This window comes from Cupriavidus sp. R6-3 (assembly GCF_059772245.1).
This window is the reverse complement of record NZ_JCBAJO010000089.1, coordinates 1-18149: the sequence shown is the minus strand read 5'-3', so window position 1 is coordinate 18149 and position 18149 is coordinate 1. Positions and strand designations below refer to the sequence as shown.

Here is an 18149-nt window from a genome sequence, read left to right as displayed (position 1 = left end):
AGGGAGGCTGAGGGAGGCTGAGGGAGGCTGAGGGAGGCTGAGGCAGGCCCCCGGCTGAGCCGGCCGGCGAGGCCGTGGAAAGGCGCGCCGTTATAATGGCCCGATTCCTCAAGGCCCCTCCCGATGTCCGACCTGCTTGCCAATCTGAACGCCGAACAACTTGCCGCCGTCACGCTGCCGGACGAACCGGCGCTGATCCTGGCGGGCGCGGGCAGCGGCAAGACGCGGGTGCTGACCACGCGCATCGCGTGGCTGATCCAGAACGGCCGCGTGTCGCCGGCCGGCATCCTGGCGGTGACCTTCACCAACAAGGCCGCCAAGGAGATGCAGACGCGGCTGTCGTCGATGCTGCCGATCAATACCCGCGGCATGTGGATCGGCACCTTCCACGGCCTGTGCAACCGCATGCTGCGCGCGCATTTCCGCGATGCCGGGCTGCCGCAGACCTTCTCGATCCTCGACAGCCAGGACCAGCTGTCGGCGCTCAAGCGCCTGCTGAAGTCGCTGAACGTCGACGACGAGAAATATCCGGCGAAGAACCTGCAGTACTTCATCAACAGCGCGAAGGAGCAGGGCCTGCGCGCGGCCGACGTCGAGGCCAACGACGACTTCAACCGCCGCTTCGTCGACCTGTATGCCGCCTACGACGAGCAGTGCCAGCGCGAGGGCGTGGTCGATTTCGCCGAGCTGCTGCTGCGCTGCTACGAGCTTCTGCGCTACAACGACGCGATCCGCCAGCACTATCAGCACCGCTTCCGCCATGTGCTGGTCGACGAGTTCCAGGACACCAACGTGCTGCAGTACCAGTGGCTGAAGCTGCTGGCGGGCTTCGGCACCGGCAATGCCGCGGCGGTGTTCGCGGTCGGCGACGACGACCAGAGCATCTACGCGTTCCGGGGCGCCAATGTCGGCAACATGCGCGACTTCGAGCACGAATTCCGCGTGCGCCATCTGATCAAGCTGGAGCAGAACTATCGCTCGCACGGCCATATCCTCGACTCGGCCAATCACCTGATCGCCCACAACGCGCGCCGGCTCGGCAAGAACCTGCGCACCGACGCGGGCCACGGCGAGCCGGTGCGGGTCTACCAGGCCGGCACCGACGGGCAGGAGGCCGGGTGGATCGTCGAGGAGATCCGCGACCAGATCGCCCAGGGCACCAGCCGCGCGGAGATCGCGATCCTGTATCGCAGCAACGCGCAGTCGCGCGTGATCGAGCACGCGCTGTTCTCGTCCGGCATTCCGTACCGCGTCTACGGCGGCCTGCGCTTCTTCGAGCGGGCCGAGGTCAAGCACGCGCTGGCCTATCTGCAGCTGCTGGAAAATCCGCGCAACGACGCCGCCTTCGCCCGCGTGGTCAACTTCCCTACGCGCGGCATCGGCGCGCGTTCGATCGAGTCGCTGCAGGACGCCGCGCGGCAGTACAACTGCGCGCTGTCCGAGGCGGTGGCCTATGTCGCCGGCGCGGCCGGCGGCAAGCTGGCGTCGTTCGTGCGGCTGATCGACCAGATGCGCTTCGAGACCCGGCAGATGACGCTGCCGGAGACGGTCGAATACGTGATCAATACCAGCGGGCTGATCACGCATTACCAGGCCGAGAAGGAAGGCCAGGACCGCATCGAGAACCTGCGCGAACTGGTGACCGCGGCGCAGGCCTTCGTGGTGGAAGAGGGCTACGGCCTCGACGCGCCGGCCAACGCGATTCCGGTGAGCCGCCGGCAGAGCCTGGATCGGCCGCTGCCGGCCCTGGCCGAGGGCGACCAGGCGCAGCAGGTGCTGGACCCGGAAGCGCTGCCCGAGGTGATGACGCCGCTGGTCGCCTTCCTGACGCACGCCTCGCTGGAGGCCGGCGACAACCAGGCCCAGGCCGGCCAGGACGCGGTGCAGATGATGACCGTGCACGCGGCCAAGGGCCTCGAATTCAATGTGGTTTTCATCAGCGGGCTGGAGGAAGGGCTGTTCCCGCACGAGAACAGCATGCTCGACGCCGACGGGCTCGAGGAAGAGCGCCGGCTGATGTATGTGGCGATCACGCGGGCGCGCGAGCGGCTGTACCTGTCGTTCGCGCAGAGCCGCGTGCTGCATGGCCAGGTGCGCTACCACATCCGCTCCCGCTTCTTCGACGAGCTGCCCGAGGGCGCGCTGAAGTGGCTGACCCCGCCGGCGCAGAACTACGGCGCGCAGCGGCGCCAGTCATCGGAAAGCGCGTGGGGCCGCGACTGGTACAAGCGGGCCGAGGACGTGCCCTATACCGGCAGCCGCGCGACCGGCGGCATGGACACCGGCAACGGCTACGCCGACCACAAGCGGCAGGCCGAATCCGGCTGGCGCATCGGCCAGCAGGTCTTCCACAACAAGTTCGGCGAGGGCGTGATCAAGGCGCTCGAAGGCGAGGGCGCGGATGCCCGCGCCAATATCGAGTTCAAGCGCCACGGCGCCAAGTGGCTGGCGCTGTCGGTGGCGAAGCTGGACGCGATCGATTGAGCCTGGTGGGTGGTGTCAGGCTGCCGCGCTGTCCCCATTCGGCGGCGCGATGTTGAAGCAGCCGCGATAGGTCGCGTAGAACGAGCAGTACAGGATCGCCAGCATCAGCAGCGAATACGGCGTCACCAGGAAGGACAGCACGCCTTCGGCGCCGAAGGCGCTGAAGATCGCCTCCAGGAAGAAGGGCACCGCCACCAGCAGCAGCACGAACAGCATCGCATAGGTGAAGAAGGCCCCGCGGTTGCGCCAGCACGCGGTCCAGCTGAAGAACAGCGCCTTGACCGGCGGCACGTTGTGCCAGGCGGCCAGCAGCGGCGCGAACCAGAACAGCATCGCGATCGGCGTGTACAGCGCCGCCCCTACCAGCAGCGCGTAATACAGCTGGCGGATCGCCTCCGGGGTCGGCGGCTCTTCCTTGAGCAGCACCGGCAGCAGCGCGCGCATGTCGACCAGCGTGCCGGCGATCAGGCTGAGCAGGAACACCAGTCCCGCATAGATGGCGCCCAGGATCAGCAGATGGCGCGCGGCCACCTTGCCGTTGCTGCGATATCCCGCCAGCAGCACGGTGGGCATCACCTTGCGGTTCTGGATCACCTCGCGGCACGCGGTCATGATGCCGACCGACAGGCCCGGCGTCACCACCAGCAGCGCAACGATGCCGATCAGCGGAATGAAGATGGCGATCTGCGCGGCGATCAGATAGATGAACAGCAGCATCAGGAAGGTCAGCGGGTTCTTGCGGAACAGCCACAGACCCTGGCGGAACCAGACGTAGCCTTCCTTGGCGGGGACTTCCAGTAGTTGCATGACGAATCGGGTCCGAATCAGGTGCGGCGATCAGGGGCTGCCGTCGGCGGCGCCCATCAGGTCCAGGGGAGCGCGGTGGCGGCGATGCGCCGGCGCAGGATGCGTTCGAAGTGAGTCGGGTCGTGCGGCTCGAGCATGTCGGCCTCGCGCGGCAGATGGTAGTCCCACAGCCGCGAGACCCAGAAGCGCAGCGCGCCGGCCCGCAGCATGTGCTGCCAGTGCGCGGCCTCGATCGCGTCCAGGGGTCTGACCGCATGATAAGCCCGCAGCAGCGCCGTCGCGCGCGGGGCGTCCAGCTCGCCGCTGGCCAGGTCGATGCACCAGTCGTTGACGGTCACGGCCAGATCGAACAGCCACTTGTCGTCGCCGGCGAAGTAGAAATCGAAGAAGCCGCCCAGCCGCGACTGGCCGTTGCCGGCGTCCTCGAACAGCACGTTGTCGCGGAACAGGTCGCAATGGCAGGGGCCGCCCGGCAGTGCGGCATAGGCTGCGCCGCCAAAGAACGCGCTCTGGAACGCGAGCTCGTCCTGCAGCAGCGCGCGCTGGCTGTCGTCGAGGAAGGGCAGGATCTGCCCTTCCGTCTCGCGCCACCACGCCAGGCTGCGCAGGTTCGGCTGCTGGCGCGGATAGCCGCGGCCGGCCAGGTGCATGCGCGCCAGCATGTCGCCGACCTCGGCGCATTGCTGCGCGTTCGGTGCCAGCTGCGAGCTGCCCGGCAGCCGCGTGACGATGGTGGCGGGCTTGCCCTTGAGCGTGCGCAGGATCTCGCCGTCCTTGCCCGGCATCGGCGCGGGCACGCGGATGCCGCGTTCGGCCAGATGCGCCATCAGATGCAGGTAGTACGGCAACTGGTCGAAGCGCAGCCGCTCGAAGATGGTCAGCACGTAGTCGCGCGTCTGGCCGTCCCGCTCCATCGTCACGAAGAAATTGCTGTTCTCGATGCCCGAGGGAATGCCGCGCAGCGCGCGCAGCGTACCGAGGTCGTAGTCGAGCAGCCATTGCGCGATCTCGTCGTGCGAGACCGTGGTGAATACAGCCATACTGTCTTGTCTGGTTGGAACCGGATGTAAAGCCGGATGGCGCCGGCGGGCAAGGCCCGCGGCATGCCGTGGCGCCGCGGACAGCGGCGTCCGGCGCGGCCCGGAAGCGAACCCCCGGGCCGGGAGCGGTGAAACGTCGGATGGCGCGCGCGGACGGGTCGGCCCCGTCCGCGGCAGGCTCAGAACTGCAGCACGCGCACCGAAGGCACGCGATTGACTTCCCGTTCGCGGATGCGCGGCGAGCTGTCCTCGGGACGGCTCATCTGGTATTGCGTGCCCGCGCCGGACTTCACTTCGATATCGACCTGCTGGCCGCGGCGGTCGCGGTATTCGCGCACCTGCGTGCCATCGGCCTCGTTCAGCTGGAAGCTCGGCTCGCGCGGATGATTGAGCTGGGTCTTCGCCGACGGGGCGATGGGCTGGTTGTTGATCTCGTTCAGTTCCTGCTGGGACAGCGCGCCGTTGTCGTCGGCGGCCTGCTGTGCGGACTGCTGGGCCAGCGCGGCCGGCGCGGCGATCAGCGCGAGTACCGTCGCGGCCAGCGTCAGGCCGCGTCGCGCAACCCCCGGCAGGGGCTCCGGCTCGTCCGCGCTGGCGGCCGGAAAGGAAAGGGAGGTCATCTCGGGCTCCTGTGCGATGCGCGCGGGGTGCCGGCGCATCCGAATGGGCGCCGCGCGCGGCAGGGCCGGGCGCGACTCGGGCATCAGGCTTGCATTCTAGCAATTCCTGCCGCCCGCGGGCCCGTGGCGAGGCGGTTCGGGCACTCGGGCACCGCCCGCCCACGCCACTCACAGATAGAACATCTCTTCCTTCGGCGGGATCGGGTTTTCGCCGCCGCGGCGCTCGTAGTAGTCGTAGACCGCCTCCAGCACCTCGTGCGGCTCGTCGACGATCTGCATCAGATCGAGGTCGTGCTCGGCAATCAGGCCCATCGGCAGCAGCGTGAAGCGGAACCAGTCGAGCAGGCCCTTCCAGAAGCGGCTGCCCACCATCACCACCGGTACCGCGCGCGACTTGCCGGTCTGCACCAGCGTCAGCACCTCGGCCAGTTCGTCGAGCGTGCCGAAGCCGCCCGGCATCACGATGAAGGCGTCCGAGTTCTTGACGAAGGTCACCTTGCGCGTGAAGAAATGGCGGAAGCGCATGGCGATGTCCTGGTACGGATTGCCCTGCTGTTCGTGCGGCAGTTCGATATTGAGGCCGACGCTCGCGGACTTGCCTGCGTGCGCGCCCTTGTTGGCCGCTTCCATGATGCCGGGGCCGCCGCCGGAGATCACGGCGAAGCCCGCGTCGGAGAACAACCGCGCGATGTCGATGGTCTGCTGGTAGTACGGCGAATCCTCGCGCAGGCGCGCGCTGCCGTAGATCGAGACGGCCGGCCGGACCTCGGACAGGTACTCGGTCGCCTCGATGAACTCTGCCATAATCGTGAACATTTGCCACGAGGCGCGCGCCTTCTTTGCAGTCGCGCGATCTTCGTCGGCCAGCGCACGCAGGCTGGGAATCATCTTGCGCGGGTTGGTCCGCGCCGCCTTGGCGGACGCCGGCGCTTCGGCGGGCGAGGCGGTATCGCCCGGGCCATCGTCGGCGGGGCCGACGGTGACGTTCACATCCATATCCGCAGCCGTGGTGATCTTGCCTTCGTTGGCACGGACCGCCGCGGTCACGGGGTTGCTGCGGCTGCCGGCCACGCCGTTGGCGTGGTCGGGGGCGGTGGGTTCACCGCTTGCCGCGGCACCAGTCAATTTCGAGTCCATGGGAATGTCGGATAGTCCTAAAACACTGCTGCTCGTCGATGGGTCGAGCTATCTATATCGCGCGTATCACGCGCTGCCGGATCTGCGCAACGGCGAAGGCCTGCCCACAGGGGCCATCTACGGCATGATCAACATGCTGCGCAAGCTGCGCAACGATTACCCGGCAGAGTATAGCGCCTGCGTGTTTGACGCCAAGGGCAAGACCTTCCGCGATGCGCTGTACCCCGCATACAAGGAACACCGCCCGTCGATGCCCGAGGATCTCGCGCGGCAGATCGAGCCGATCCATGAGGCGGTGCGCGCGCTGGGCTGGCCGATCGTCGTCGTCGACGGCGTCGAGGCCGACGACGTGATCGGCTCGCTGGCCTGCCAGGCTACCGCGGAGGGCATCCGCACCGTGGTGTCGACCGGCGACAAGGACCTGGCGCAGCTGGTGAACGACAGCGTCACGCTGGTCAATACGATGAGCGGCGAGGTCCTCGATCCGCCGGGCGTGGTGGCCAAGTTCGGCGTGCCGCCGGAACGCATCGTCGACTATCTGTCGCTGATCGGCGATGCGGTCGACAACGTGCCGGGCGTGCCCAAGGTCGGTCCGAAGACCGCGGTCAAATGGCTGACCGAATACGGCACGCTCGACGGCATCATGGCCAACGCGGACAAGATCAAGGGCGTGGTCGGCGAGAACCTGCGCAACACGCTCGACTGGCTGCCGCGCGCGCGCGAGCTGGTGACGGTGAAGATCGATTGCGATCTGTCCGGACCGATCCCCGACTTCCACGCGCTGCGCGACATGGGCGAGGACAAGGAGAAGCTGGTCGCGTTCTTCTCGCGCTACGGCTTCAAGACCTGGCTGCGCGAGCTGACCGGCGAACGCCTGCCCGATGCGCGCGCGCAGGCCGCTGCCGCCGCGGCGTCGCGCGGTCCGCAGGCGAGCCTGTTCGACGGTCCGGCCGCCACCGATGAGCCCGTGGCGGAGACCCCGCCGGCCGAGATCCGCTACGAGACCGTGGTCACCGAGTCCGCGCTCGAGGAATGGGCGCGCCGCATCGAACGCGCCGAGCTGACCTGCATCGATACCGAGACCACGTCGATCGATCCGATGCAGGCGCAACTGGTCGGCATCTCGCTGTCGGTCGAGCCCGGCATCGCCTGCTATATCCCGGTCGCGCACCAGGGCCCCGACGTGGCGGGCATGGAAGGCCGCGGCCAGCTGCCGCGCGACTTCGTGCTGGCGCGGCTGCGTGCGTGGCTGGAGGACCCGGACCGGCACAAGGTCGGCCAGCATCTGAAATACGACGTCCATGTGTTCGCCAACCACGGCATCGCGCTGCGCGGCATTCGCCATGACACCATGCTGCAGAGCTACGTGCTGGCCTCGCACCGCAATCACGGCATGGACAGCCTCGCCGAACGGCTGCTGAACCTGAAGACGCTGACCTACGAGGAGGTCTGCGGCAAGGGCGTCAACCAGCTGTGCTTCGACCAGATCGACCTGGCGCGCGCGACCGAATACGCGGCCGAGGACGCCGACGTGACGCTGCGCCTGCATCGCAAGATGTATCCGCAGCTCGAGGCGGCCGAGGGCCTGCGCTACGTCTACGAGCGCATCGAGATGCCGGTGTCGGTGGTGCTGCAGAAGATCGAGCGCAACGGCGTGCTGATCGATGCGCCGCGCCTGGCCGCGCAAAGCGCCGAATTGGGTCAGCGCATGATGGAACTGGAGCAGCGCGCCTACGAGGCCGCCGGCCAGCCGTTCAACCTGGGCTCGCCCAAGCAGATCGGCGAGATCCTGTTCGGGCGGATGCAGCTGCCGGTCGTCAAGAAGACCAGCAGCGGCGCGCCGTCGACCGACGAAGAGGTGCTGCAGAAGCTGGCGGAGGACTATCCGCTGCCGCGGCTGCTGCTCGACTATCGCGCGCTGTCCAAGCTGAAGTCGACCTACACGGACAAGCTGCCGCGCATGGTCAATCCCGCCACCGGACGCGTGCATACCAGCTACGGCCAGGCCACCGCGGTGACCGGCCGGCTGGCGTCGACCGAGCCGAACCTGCAGAACATCCCGGTGCGGACCGAGGAGGGCCGCCGCATTCGCGAGGCCTTCATCGCGTCGCCGGGCCATGCGATCGTGTCGGCGGACTATTCGCAGATCGAGCTGCGCATCATGGCCCATATCTCGGGCGACGAGAACCTGCTCGGCGCCTTTGCGCGCGGCGACGACATCCACCGCGCGACCGCGGCCGAGATCTTCGGCGTGGCGGCGGATGCGGTCAGCAGCGAGCAGCGCCGCTATGCCAAGGTCATCAACTTCGGCCTGATCTACGGCATGAGCGCGTTTGGCCTGGCCAGCAACCTCGGCATCGAGCGCGACGCGGCCAAGCACTATATCGACCGCTATTTCATGCGCTATCCCGGCGTGGCGCGCTACATGGAAGAGACGCGCCAGACCGCGCGGGAGCAGGGCTATGTCGAGACCGTGTTCGGCCGCCGGCTGTGGCTGCCGGACATCAACGGCGGCAACGGCCCGCGCCGCCAGGCCGCCGAGCGCGCCGCGATCAATGCGCCGATGCAGGGCACCGCGGCCGACCTGATCAAGCTGTCGATGATCGCGGTGCAGGACTGGATCGAGCGCGAGTCGCTCGGCACGCGGCAGATCATGCAGGTGCACGACGAACTGGTGCTGGAGGTGCCGACCGCCGAACTGGAACTGGTGCGCACGCGCCTGCCGGAACTGATGTGCGGCGTGGCGGCGCTGCGGGTGCCGCTGGTCGCCGAAACCGGGGTCGGTGCGAATTGGGAAGAAGCGCACTGAGGTGTTCGCCCGGTGCCGTCTTGCCAAGTTTGCTGCATTGCAGCAAACTGGTGCCGACAGAACTGACAGAACTGACAGCAGCAGGCAGCAGTCGCCGCCGGCATGCCGGCGGTCCGACCATTCAGAACGGGTAGAACAATGCAAACAAGCGCGCATCGGATTGTCGTAGTCGGCGGTGGAGCAGGTGGCCTGGAACTGGTGACGCGTCTCGGCGACAAGCTGGGCAAGCGCGGCGCCGCGCATATCACGCTGGTCGACCGTTCGCCCACGCATATCTGGAAGCCGCTGCTGCACGAGGTCGCCGCGGGCAGCATGGACCAGAACACCCATCAGCTCGAATATGCGGCGCAGGCGCTCTGGCACCATTTCGAGTTCCAGCAGGGCGAGCTGACCGGCCTCGACCGCACGCGCAAGACGATCTCGGTCGCGGCCTGTGTCGACCAGGACGGGCTGGAACTGCTGCCCGCGCGCGACATTCCCTATGACACGCTGGTGCTGGCGATCGGCTCGGTCACGCATTTCTTCGGCACGCCCGGCGCGGCCGAGCATGCGATCGCGCTCGATACCGTCGAGCAGGCAGAACGCTTCCGCCGCCGGCTGATCTCGGCCTGTGTCCGCGCGCAGAACGGGCTCAGCCGGAACGACGACGACGGCGACGGCCGGCCGGACGTCGATGTCGTGATCGTCGGCGCGGGCGCGACCGGCGTCGAGCTGTCGGCCGAGCTGCGCAATACCGCGCAGGTGCTCAATGCCTACGGGCTGCACCGCCTGGACCCCCGCCGCGACATCCATATCACGCTGATCGAAGGCGGCCCGCGCATCCTGCCGGCGCTGTCCGAGCGCGTGTCGAGTGAAACCGCCGAACTGCTGCGCAAGCTGGACGTGCGCATGCTGGTCGGCGAGCGCGTCACCGAGATCGGGCCCGATGCGGTGCTGACCGCCAGCGGCAAACGGATTCCCGCCGAACTGACGGTGTGGGCGGCGGGCATTACCGCACCGCCGGTGCTGAAGACGCTCGGCCTGACGTTGAGTCGGCAGGGCCAGATCGTGGTCAGGCAGACGCTGCAGAGCGAAGACGACCCGGACATCTTCGCGTTCGGCGATTGCGCCAGCTGCGCGTGGCCGGCCAAGCAGACCACGGTGCCGCCGCGCGCGCAGGCCGCGCACCAGCAGGCCAGCTTTCTGTACGACGCGTTGCGGGCGCGGCTGGAGGGCCGGCCGCTGCCGGAATTCCAGTTCAAGGATCTCGGCTCGCTGGTGTCGCTGGGCCGTTTCACCGCGGTCGGCAACCTGATGGGTGGGTTGATCGGCGGCTCGATGTTCATCGAGGGGCTGATGGCCCGGCTGATGTACTCGTCGCTGTACCGGATGCACGTGATGGCGCTGCACGGCGCGGTGCGCATGGCGCTCGATACGGTCGCGCACTGGCTGCGCAGCAAGACCAATCCGCGGGTGAAGCTGCACTGAGCGGTTGGCCGCCCCGGGCGGGGCGGGCGCGGCAAGGGCCGGGCTCCGAGGGGCGCCGCAAAGGCACGTCAGGGGCTCGGAGGGGGCTCGGCGGAGGCTCGGCAGGGGCTCGGCAGGGGCTCGGCAGGGGCTCGGCAGGGGCTTCGCAGCGGCTCCGCACGGTCTTGGTAGGGACTCGGTAGAAGCTCGACATGCGCTCGGCAAGGGCGCGGGCACTGCGCGCGCCGCCCGCCGGCCTGCAGCGTGCGCTGGACACCATGTTTGCTTAGAATCGCCTTCCTGATGCCCCGGCTCGTCTGCTGGCGCAGCGTCCCCCGTTCGCCAACATCAGGAGACCCGCATGCTCAAGCCCGAAGTGGAAAGCCTCGTACCCGGCCAGACGTTCGACCGGCGCAGCTTCGTCAAGACCGCCCTCGGCTCGGCCTTCGCCGCCGCAGCGCTGCCGGTCACCGCGCAAGCGATCAAGACCGACTTCGAAGGGCTGACGGCCGGCGAGGTCACCATCCCCTCCGGCGACTTCAAGATGCCGATCTACCGCGCGATGCCGCAGGGCAAGCGCGACCTGCCGGTGGTGCTGGTGATCAGCGAGATCTTCGGCGTGCACGAATACATCGCCGATACCTGCCGACGCTTCGCCAAGCAGGGCTATCTGGCGATCGCGCCCGAGCTGTTTGCGCGCCAGGGCGATCCGACCAGCTTCGGCACGATCCAGGAACTGCAGCGCGAGATCATCGCCAAGACGCCGGACAACGAGGTGCTGGGCGACCTCGATGCGGCGGTGGCCTGGGCCGGCGCCAACGGCGGCAATCTCGGCAAGGTCGGCATCACCGGCTTCTGCTGGGGCGGCCGCGTGGTCTGGCTGTACGCCGCGCACAGCAGGCAGCTGAAGGCCGGCGTCGCGTGGTACGGCCGGCTGAACGGCGACACCACGCCGCTGCAGCCCCGCCATCCGATCGATCTCGCCGCGCAGCTGAAGGCGCCGGTGCTTGGGCTGTACGGCGGCAAGGACACCGGCATCCCGCTGGAGGCGGTCGACCGGATGAAGGCCGCGCTGGCGGCGGCCAACAACCCGGCGGCCAAGGCCTCCAAGTTCATCGTCTACCCCGAGTCCGGCCACGCCTTCCATGCCGACTACCGGCCGAGCTACCGCGAGGCGGACGCGAAGGACGGCTGGCAGAAGTGCCTGGCGTGGTTCAAGGAGCATGGGGTGGCGTAGCTCTACCAAAAGAACCACGACACCGGGAGCCAACCGCCGTCCAAGTATCCCTATAATGGGTACGATCGTACCTAAATTGGGGATATGTGTGGGACTAGCTGACTTCATGTTCTCGCCGGGGGTTCAACGCGTGTTGGCGAGAGTCTACGGGGAGCCGACGCGGACGTTCACGTTGAGTGAACTGATCGAGCATGTCGGTGGAGGGCGTGGCAACGGTCAGCGCCACGTCCAACGGCTCATTGATGCGGGCGTCTTGTCGGAGGAGCCGCGACGCGGCAACCAACGCGTCATCCGGGCCAATACCGCGTTTGCGCTTTATCCCGAACTACAGAGCATTTGCAGCAAGTCGTTTGGCTTGGTAGAGCCGATACGAAATGCGCTGCGGCCGTTTGCAGCCGAAATCGCCGAGGCCTTTCTCTTTGGATCGGTTGCACGCGAGGAGGACAGCCATCGCAGCGATATCGACCTGATGGTGATAGGGACAGCGCCGATGATGGCGTTAATGGACGCAATGCTGAAGGTCGGAGTGGAACTTGGTCGCCCCGTACATCTGAATGCGTACTCTCCTGCCGAATGGGCGGATCTCGTGAGCAGCGACCCCCTCGTTGCCCGTATTGCCGCCGGATCGATCGTGAGGGTGCTACCTGATGTCCCGGCCACATGAGTATGAAAATCTGATTCGTCTTAACTGCTTTACAGAGCAACCTCGAACGCCAGGCGCACTGGAGGCCTATTTACGCAACGCGCGCGCCTATTTGGCTGCCGGGCGGCAACTGGATGCTGACGAAGCCCCAATGCCCGTCTTTTCCATTGCCTACGAAGGGTTTTTCCAGGTGGTTCAGGCAGTGTTGGAGTTCCACGAGGTACGGATTCGCGATGCCGGTCGCAATATGGCGATTCAGAGGGTATGTGCGGATCTCGGAATGAGCAATGCTGAATTCGCTTTTGTGGTCAATGCCCATATGCGGCGCAACGGCACGAGCTACACGTCTCCCTTTCCCCCAATTTCCGCCGGTCAGGCCACGAGCCTCCTTTCGATACTCGAAAAGTATCTTGGACAGGCTCATCGCTTGACCGGCGCATCCTGGGCGGAAGAGTAGCGAAGACGCAAAGGGCCGGCACGCGTCAAGCCCATTGCAAAACCGCCCCCGACCTCCGTACAATGCGGGCTTTGCGCCTCTTGCAACAGTGTTGCGTTTATACGGATCGACGCGGCCAGGCCGCGCGGCCCGCGACACGGGCAGGGGCGAACCCTCCGGGAGCCCATCATCTTTTCCACGCTCGTCTTGATCCTGCTGGCCACCACGATTTCCGGCGTGGGCAGCATTCTCGGTGCCGCCCTGCTGTCCCTGACCGCGGCATCGCGCGCGGTGGAGCGCATGGTCAGTTTTTCGGTCGGCGTGCTGCTGGCCACCGCCTTGCTGCATTCGCTGCCGGAGGCGTTCGCCTCGGGCGCCGACCCGCGCGCGCTGTTCGGCACGCTGCTGGCCGGCCTGCTGGGCTTCTTCCTGCTGGAAAAGATCTCGCTGCTGCGCCATTCGCACCATCACGAGGGCGACGGTCATCATCACCATCACGGGCATGACCGCGAAGAGGCGGGCCGCAGCGGCCTGACCATCCTGGTCGGCGACACCTTCCACAATTTCGCGGACGGCATCGTGATCGCCGCGGCCTTCCTGGCCGACCCGAAGATCGGCATCGTCACCGCGCTGGCGATCGCCGCGCACGAGATCCCGCAGGAAGTGGGCGACTTCATCGTGCTGCTCAATGCCGGGTTTTCGAAGGCGCGCGCGTTTGCCTTCAATCTGCTGTCGAGCCTGGCCGCGGTGGTCGGCGGGTTGGTGGGGTACTTCCTGCTCGACGAGATGAGCAGCTGGGTGCCGTATGTGCTGGTGATCGCCGCCAGCAGCTTCCTCTATATCGCGGTCAGCGATCTGATGCCGCAGATGCAGCGCAAGCCGCGCTGGCGCGAATCGATCGTGCAGGTGGTGCTGGTGGCGGCCGGCATCGCGGCGATCGTCTGGGTGACCGACGGGGTCCACGATCACCACGGCCACGGCGAGGCCGGCCATGGCGCAGCCGACCATGCGCACGCGCACACCGACCATTGAGTTCGTCCAGCCGCCGCTCTCCCCGGGCGGCTGGCTGGACTAGCGCCGGACCGGCGCCCGCTACCGCGCCCCGAGGGCGGTTGAGTCGACTGGCGGCGGCTACCGCTCTCCGAGGGCGGTTGACTCGACTGGCGCCGGCTACCGCTCCCCGAGGGCGGTTGACTTGACTGGCGCCGGCTACCGCTCGCCGAGGGCGATCGACTCGACTGGCGCCGGCTACCGCTCCCCGAGGGCGGTTGACTCGACTGACGCCGGCTTGCCAGTCCCGAGGGCGGCTGGCTTGACCGACGCCGGCCTACCGGTCCCCGGTGGCGACCGGCCGCGCCGGATCGGCGCACCACTCGCTCCACGAACCGGGGTAGAGCGCCGCGCCCGGCAGTCCCGCCACTTCCAGCGCCAGCAGATTGTAGCAGGCGGTGACACCGGAGCCGCACTGCATCACCGCGCGCTCCGCTGGCGTCGCGCCCAGCACGCCGCCGAATTCGCCGCGCAGCGCCTCGGCGGGCTTGAAGCGGCCGTCGGGCTGCAGATTGTCCTTGAAGCAGCGGTTGACCGCGCCGGGAATATGGCCGCCGACCGGGTCCAGCGTCTCGTTCTCGCCGCGGAAGCGATCGGGCGCGCGGGCATCGACCACCAGCCGCGTCGGCGACTGCAGATTGGCCATCAGGGTATCGGCGTCGACCGTGCCGACCAGCGAAGGGCGGCGGGTCAGGTTGCCGCCTGCCAATGCCTCCGGCTCCGGCGTGGTGCCGCTCTCCAGCGGCAGGCCGGCGGCGACCCAGGCCTGCTTGCCGCCGTCGAGCACGGCCACCGCCTGATGGCCGACCCAGCGCAGCAGCCACCAGGCCCGCGCGGCGTACATGCCGCCCTGGGCGTCGTAGACCACCACCTGGGTGTCGTCGTTGACGCCGAGCGCGCGCAGGCGCGCCGTCAGCGCATCGGCATCGGGCAGAGGATGGCGGCCGTTGCTGCCGGTCTTCTCGCCCGACAGCTCGTTGTCCAGATGCAGGTAGAAGGCGCCGGGCAGATGGCTCTGGTGGTAGGCCTCGCGGCCGGCGGCGGGATCGGTCAGGTCGAAGGAGCAATCGATCAGCACGCTGTGCCGGCCCGGATCCTGGCGCAGCGCATGCAGGTCGGCGCAGGAGATCAGCGTGGTCCAAACGGCTTGGGGCATCGTAAAACCTGTCTAGTGGCGACGGATCGTCGAGGAATCCCGATGATCGCCGAAAGTGGCGTCTGCCGCTATCGGGCCGAGGCTGACGCGGAGCGGGCCAGCCTGCGCGCGCGCCATGCCGGCTTGCGCGGGGCGTTCTCCCGCTTGCGGGAGAGGGCCGGGGAGAGTGGGGCGGCGTTCGCCGTCCCGGAACGACCGCGACTTCCCCGAGGGGAGTGCCACGCCGAGGGGGGCCTACACCTCGGGATGCACCTCCGCCTCGGCCGACTTGACCGGCGTCGCCGCCGTCGGCTGGCTGGTGCTCTCGCGCGCGCGGGTCAGCGTGGTGGCGATGCCGCTGGCGATGATCAGGCCCATGCCGAGCCACGACAGCCAGTTCAGCGCGTCGTTCCAGATCATCATGCCCCACAGGCTGGAGAACACGATGCCGGCGTACTGCAGGTTGGCAGTCAGCAGCGTGTTGCCGCGCTTGTAGGCGCGCGTCATCGCGGTCTGGCCCAGGGTGGCCAGGATGCCGATGCCCAGCAGCAGGCCGGCGCCGTGCCAGGTGTGGCTGCTGACGCCCGAGAACATCATCCAGACCACCCCCGCCAGCGTGCCGACCAGCGAGAAATAGAACACGATGCGGCCTTCGGGCTCGCCCAGCTGGCCGAGCTGCCGCACCTCGACATAGGCCAGCGCCGTGAACATGCCCGAGATCAGCCCGACCAGGCCACCGGTCAGCTGGTCCTTGCCGACGGAAGGCTGCAGCAGGCAGATCACGCCGGCGAACGACATCACGATCGCGCCGATCAGCTTGCGGTCCGCGCCGCCAGCGGTGCCGGCCAGCGCCGCGCCGGCGCCGACGATCAGCGCGATCCAGACCGGCGACATGTAGTTCAGCGTCATCGCGGTGGCCAGCGGCAGCAGGCTGATCGAGGTGAACCACAGCATCAGCGCGGTCACGCCGAACAGGCTGCGCTTGATATGCGTGGTCATATGCGGGGTGCGCACCGAGATGCCGCTGGAGGCGAGGATCGCCCAGATGATCAGCATGCTGATCATGCTGCGGTAGAACACGATCTCGCCGGTGGTGTACATCTCGGAAGCCAGCTTGACGCCCACCCCCATCAACGAGAACGAGAAGGCGGCGAACAGCATCCAGAGCGATTGCATGGCGAGGAAAGGCGAGGACAGCGGGGAAGGTCGGGAACCGCGGCGCGGCGCCCATCGGCGCGGCAGCGTGCCGGGCGGCAAGTGAGGTGACAGCCGCTTGGGCGAGCCGATTGTAGCAGTGCTGATGCAATGCACCAAAGCGGATGCGCGGTCATCGCCCAGGAGTGTGCGAAGCGGCGTGCCGGGCGGCGCACCAGGGGGCGTGCGAGGCGGCGGTGGAGGCGGCGGTTGAGGCGATGTGTGGCGTGCGAGGCAGTGTACGACGCAGCGACGCCCGCGTCCGCGCCAATGAAAAACGGACCGACGTGGCGGTCCGTCTCAGGCAGGGCCGGGGCCGGCGCTCAGGCCGCCGGTCCCATCGCGCGGCGATACCACTCGTGGAAGTGCTGCATGCCGTCTTCCATCGGCGACTGGTACGGGCCGACCTCGTTGTCGCCGCGCTTCATCAGCGCCAGCCGGCCGGCATCCATGCGCTCGGCGATCTCGTCGTCCTCGACGCAGGTCTCCATGTAGGCGGCCCGCTCGGCCTCGACGAACTCGCGCTCGAACAGCACGATTTCCTCGGGGTAGTAGAACTCGACCACGTTGCGGGTCTTGCGCGGGCCCATCGGGTGCAGCGTCGAGATGACCAGCACGTTGGGGTACCACTCGACCATCACGTTCGGGTAGTAGGTCAGCCAGATCGCGCCATGCTTGGGCAGCTCGCCGTTGTTGAAGCGCAGCACGGCGTCGTGCCACTTCTGGTAGGTCGCGCTGCCGGGGCGCTTCAGGCCGGCGTGCAGGCCCACGGTCTGCACGCTGTACCACTCGCCGAACTCCCACTTCAGGTCGTCGCAGGACACAAAGCTGCCCAGGCCCGGGTGGAAGGGCACGACGTGGTAGTCCTCGAGATAGACCTCGATGAAGGTCTTCCAGTTGTAGTCGCAGTCGTGGACCTCGACATGGTCGAGCATGTAGCCGTCGAAGTTCAGGTCCTGCGAGACGCCCAGGCGCGCGAGATCGGCGCGCACATCGCGCTCGCCTTCGAACAGCAGGCCGTTCCAGTTCTGCAGCGGCGAACGTTTCAGATGCAGGCAGGGCTGCTGGGCGAAATGCGGCGCGCCGAGCAGCTCGCCCTTCAGATCGTAGGTCCAGCGGTGCAGCGGGCAGACGATGTTGGAGGCGTTGCCGCGGCCGTTCAGCATGATGGCCTGGCGGTGGCGGCAGACGTTGGACATCAGTTCGATGCCCTCCGGATTGCGCACCAGCATGCGGCCCTCTTCCTCGGCGGCCAGCGTATGGTAGTCGCCGACTTCGGGCACCATCAGCGCGTGGCCGACATAACCGGGGCCCTTCTTGAACAGCAGATCCAGTTCCTGTTGATGCAAGGCCTCGTCGAAGTACGCACGGACGGGCAGCTGCGTATCAGCCGGCGCAAGCTTCAGCGCGGTGCTGAGATTGGACATTATCCCCACTCCCTAATAAACAGGCGAAAGCAGTGAACAACCCAACCATCGAAATTGAAATCGATATGGGAAAGACAGTCAGACCCTGAGCCCCGGGGCGTGGTGCCGCGGTTTTCGCTGACGAACCGGGGATTGTACCCCACCCCCGGGATAAGGGCCTGATTTTTTTGCCTTTTTGGCGCGACCGCGAACATTGGTCGGTCGTAATGTGGCGATTTATGCTCACGGCGACATGTCGGCTATCGGCGTGCCGGCCGGGCCGCGCCGGCCCCCTCCATCGGATCGGGCTTGGCCGCGGCGATTTGCCGTAAAATCGCGGTTTCTGGATCGAATCCCCTTTATGCCAAAGACAAACACCGTGCCTGCCGGCGACGGCGACCAGGTCCCCACCAGCGCGCCGCCGGCCTCGTACGAGGCCGCCATGGCCGAGCTCGAAGCGCTGGTCACCAGCATGGAAAGCGGGGCCCTGCCGCTGGAGGAATCGCTGGCGGCCTACCGGCGCGGTGCCGAACTGGTCAAGTATTGCCAGCAGATGCTCGAGCGCATCGAGCAGCAGGTCAAGGTGCTCGAGGGCGATACCCTCAAGCCCCTGGCCGAGCCGGGCAGCCAGGCAGAGACCGAATGACCGCCTTCGCGCAATGGATGCAGGACCGCGCCGCCCGTACCGAGGCGGCGCTGGCGGCC

At 67.4% G+C, this 18149-nt stretch carries 15 protein-coding genes; 8 read left to right on the top strand and 7 right to left on the bottom strand.

The genetic code is table 11. From position 1 onward, the window contains the following. Positions 1–123: 123 nt before the first annotated feature. Complete coding sequence (locus AC6EI8_RS14925; protein WP_226107434.1) at positions 124–2484, top strand: UvrD-helicase domain-containing protein; 2361 nt, start codon at positions 124–126, stop codon at positions 2482–2484. A 15-nt stretch (positions 2485–2499) separates the two neighbouring features. Here AC6EI8_RS14925 and AC6EI8_RS14920 read toward each other — a convergent pair whose 3' ends face one another. From AC6EI8_RS14920 to AC6EI8_RS14905, 4 genes are all read right to left on the bottom strand, one after another. Further along, the gene (locus AC6EI8_RS14920) at positions 2500–3291 is read right to left on the bottom strand and encodes a BPSS1780 family membrane protein (RefSeq protein ID WP_150084921.1); all 792 of its coding nucleotides are present in this window, start codon (positions 3289–3291) and stop codon (positions 2500–2502) included. A gap of 56 nt (positions 3292–3347) precedes the next feature. After that, positions 3348–4331 (bottom strand): homoserine kinase, encoded by a 984-nt coding sequence (locus AC6EI8_RS14915; RefSeq protein ID WP_226107436.1) that lies wholly within the window; start codon positions 4329–4331, stop codon positions 3348–3350. A gap of 179 nt (positions 4332–4510) precedes the next feature. After that, positions 4511–4951 (bottom strand): hypothetical protein, encoded by a 441-nt coding sequence (locus AC6EI8_RS14910; RefSeq protein ID WP_370639530.1) that lies wholly within the window; start codon positions 4949–4951, stop codon positions 4511–4513. Between the two features lie 168 nt (positions 4952–5119). Then, entirely contained in the window at positions 5120–6088 is a 969-nt protein-coding gene (locus AC6EI8_RS14905; protein WP_149316934.1) for an LOG family protein, read from the bottom strand. Between the two features lie 4 nt (positions 6089–6092). On the opposite strand from AC6EI8_RS14905, the gene polA reads away from it, so the two are divergent. The 6 genes from polA to AC6EI8_RS14875 all read left to right on the top strand — a co-directional run bounded on the left by polA (position 6093) and on the right by AC6EI8_RS14875 (position 13691). Then, positions 6093–8897 (top strand): DNA polymerase I, encoded by a 2805-nt coding sequence (gene polA / locus AC6EI8_RS14900; protein ID WP_150084919.1) that lies wholly within the window; start codon positions 6093–6095, stop codon positions 8895–8897. A 138-nt stretch (positions 8898–9035) separates the two neighbouring features. Then, complete coding sequence (locus AC6EI8_RS14895; protein WP_149316936.1) at positions 9036–10364, top strand: NAD(P)/FAD-dependent oxidoreductase; 1329 nt, start codon at positions 9036–9038, stop codon at positions 10362–10364. Positions 10365–10704: 340 nt separating this feature from the next. Continuing rightward, positions 10705–11580 carry a dienelactone hydrolase family protein gene (locus AC6EI8_RS14890; RefSeq protein ID WP_149316937.1) on the top strand — a complete coding sequence of 292 codons (876 nt, stop codon included), beginning with the start codon at positions 10705–10707 and terminating at the stop codon, positions 11578–11580. Between the two features lie 172 nt (positions 11581–11752). Beyond that, positions 11753–12244: a nucleotidyltransferase domain-containing protein gene (locus AC6EI8_RS14885; protein ID WP_226107442.1), complete on the top strand. Its 492-nt coding sequence runs from the start codon at positions 11753–11755 to the stop codon at positions 12242–12244. Beyond that, positions 12228–12680, top strand: a complete 453-nt coding sequence (locus AC6EI8_RS14880) for a hypothetical protein (protein ID WP_149316938.1) — start codon at positions 12228–12230, stop codon at positions 12678–12680. The genes AC6EI8_RS14885 and AC6EI8_RS14880 overlap by 17 nt, the downstream gene beginning before the upstream one ends. Before the next feature lie 216 nt (positions 12681–12896). Next, the gene (locus AC6EI8_RS14875) at positions 12897–13691 is read left to right on the top strand and encodes a ZIP family metal transporter (RefSeq protein WP_263364069.1); all 795 of its coding nucleotides are present in this window, start codon (positions 12897–12899) and stop codon (positions 13689–13691) included. Between the two features lie 295 nt (positions 13692–13986). Here the strand turns inward: AC6EI8_RS14875 and AC6EI8_RS14870 are convergent, their stop codons facing one another. The 3 genes from AC6EI8_RS14870 to AC6EI8_RS14860 all read right to left on the bottom strand — a co-directional run bounded on the left by AC6EI8_RS14870 (position 13987) and on the right by AC6EI8_RS14860 (position 17465). Beyond that, complete coding sequence (locus tag AC6EI8_RS14870; protein WP_498382266.1) at positions 13987–14865, bottom strand: sulfurtransferase; 879 nt, start codon at positions 14863–14865, stop codon at positions 13987–13989. A gap of 234 nt (positions 14866–15099) precedes the next feature. Continuing rightward, entirely contained in the window at positions 15100–16020 is a 921-nt protein-coding gene (locus tag AC6EI8_RS14865) for a DMT family transporter (protein ID WP_149316941.1), read from the bottom strand. Between the two features lie 341 nt (positions 16021–16361). After that, positions 16362–17465: an aromatic ring-hydroxylating oxygenase subunit alpha gene (locus AC6EI8_RS14860; RefSeq protein WP_149316942.1), complete on the bottom strand. Its 1104-nt coding sequence runs from the start codon at positions 17463–17465 to the stop codon at positions 16362–16364. A gap of 340 nt (positions 17466–17805) precedes the next feature. On the opposite strand from AC6EI8_RS14860, the gene AC6EI8_RS14855 reads away from it, so the two are divergent. Continuing rightward, complete coding sequence (locus AC6EI8_RS14855; RefSeq protein ID WP_149316943.1) at positions 17806–18090, top strand: exodeoxyribonuclease VII small subunit; 285 nt, start codon at positions 17806–17808, stop codon at positions 18088–18090. Positions 18091–18149 lie beyond the last annotated feature (59 nt).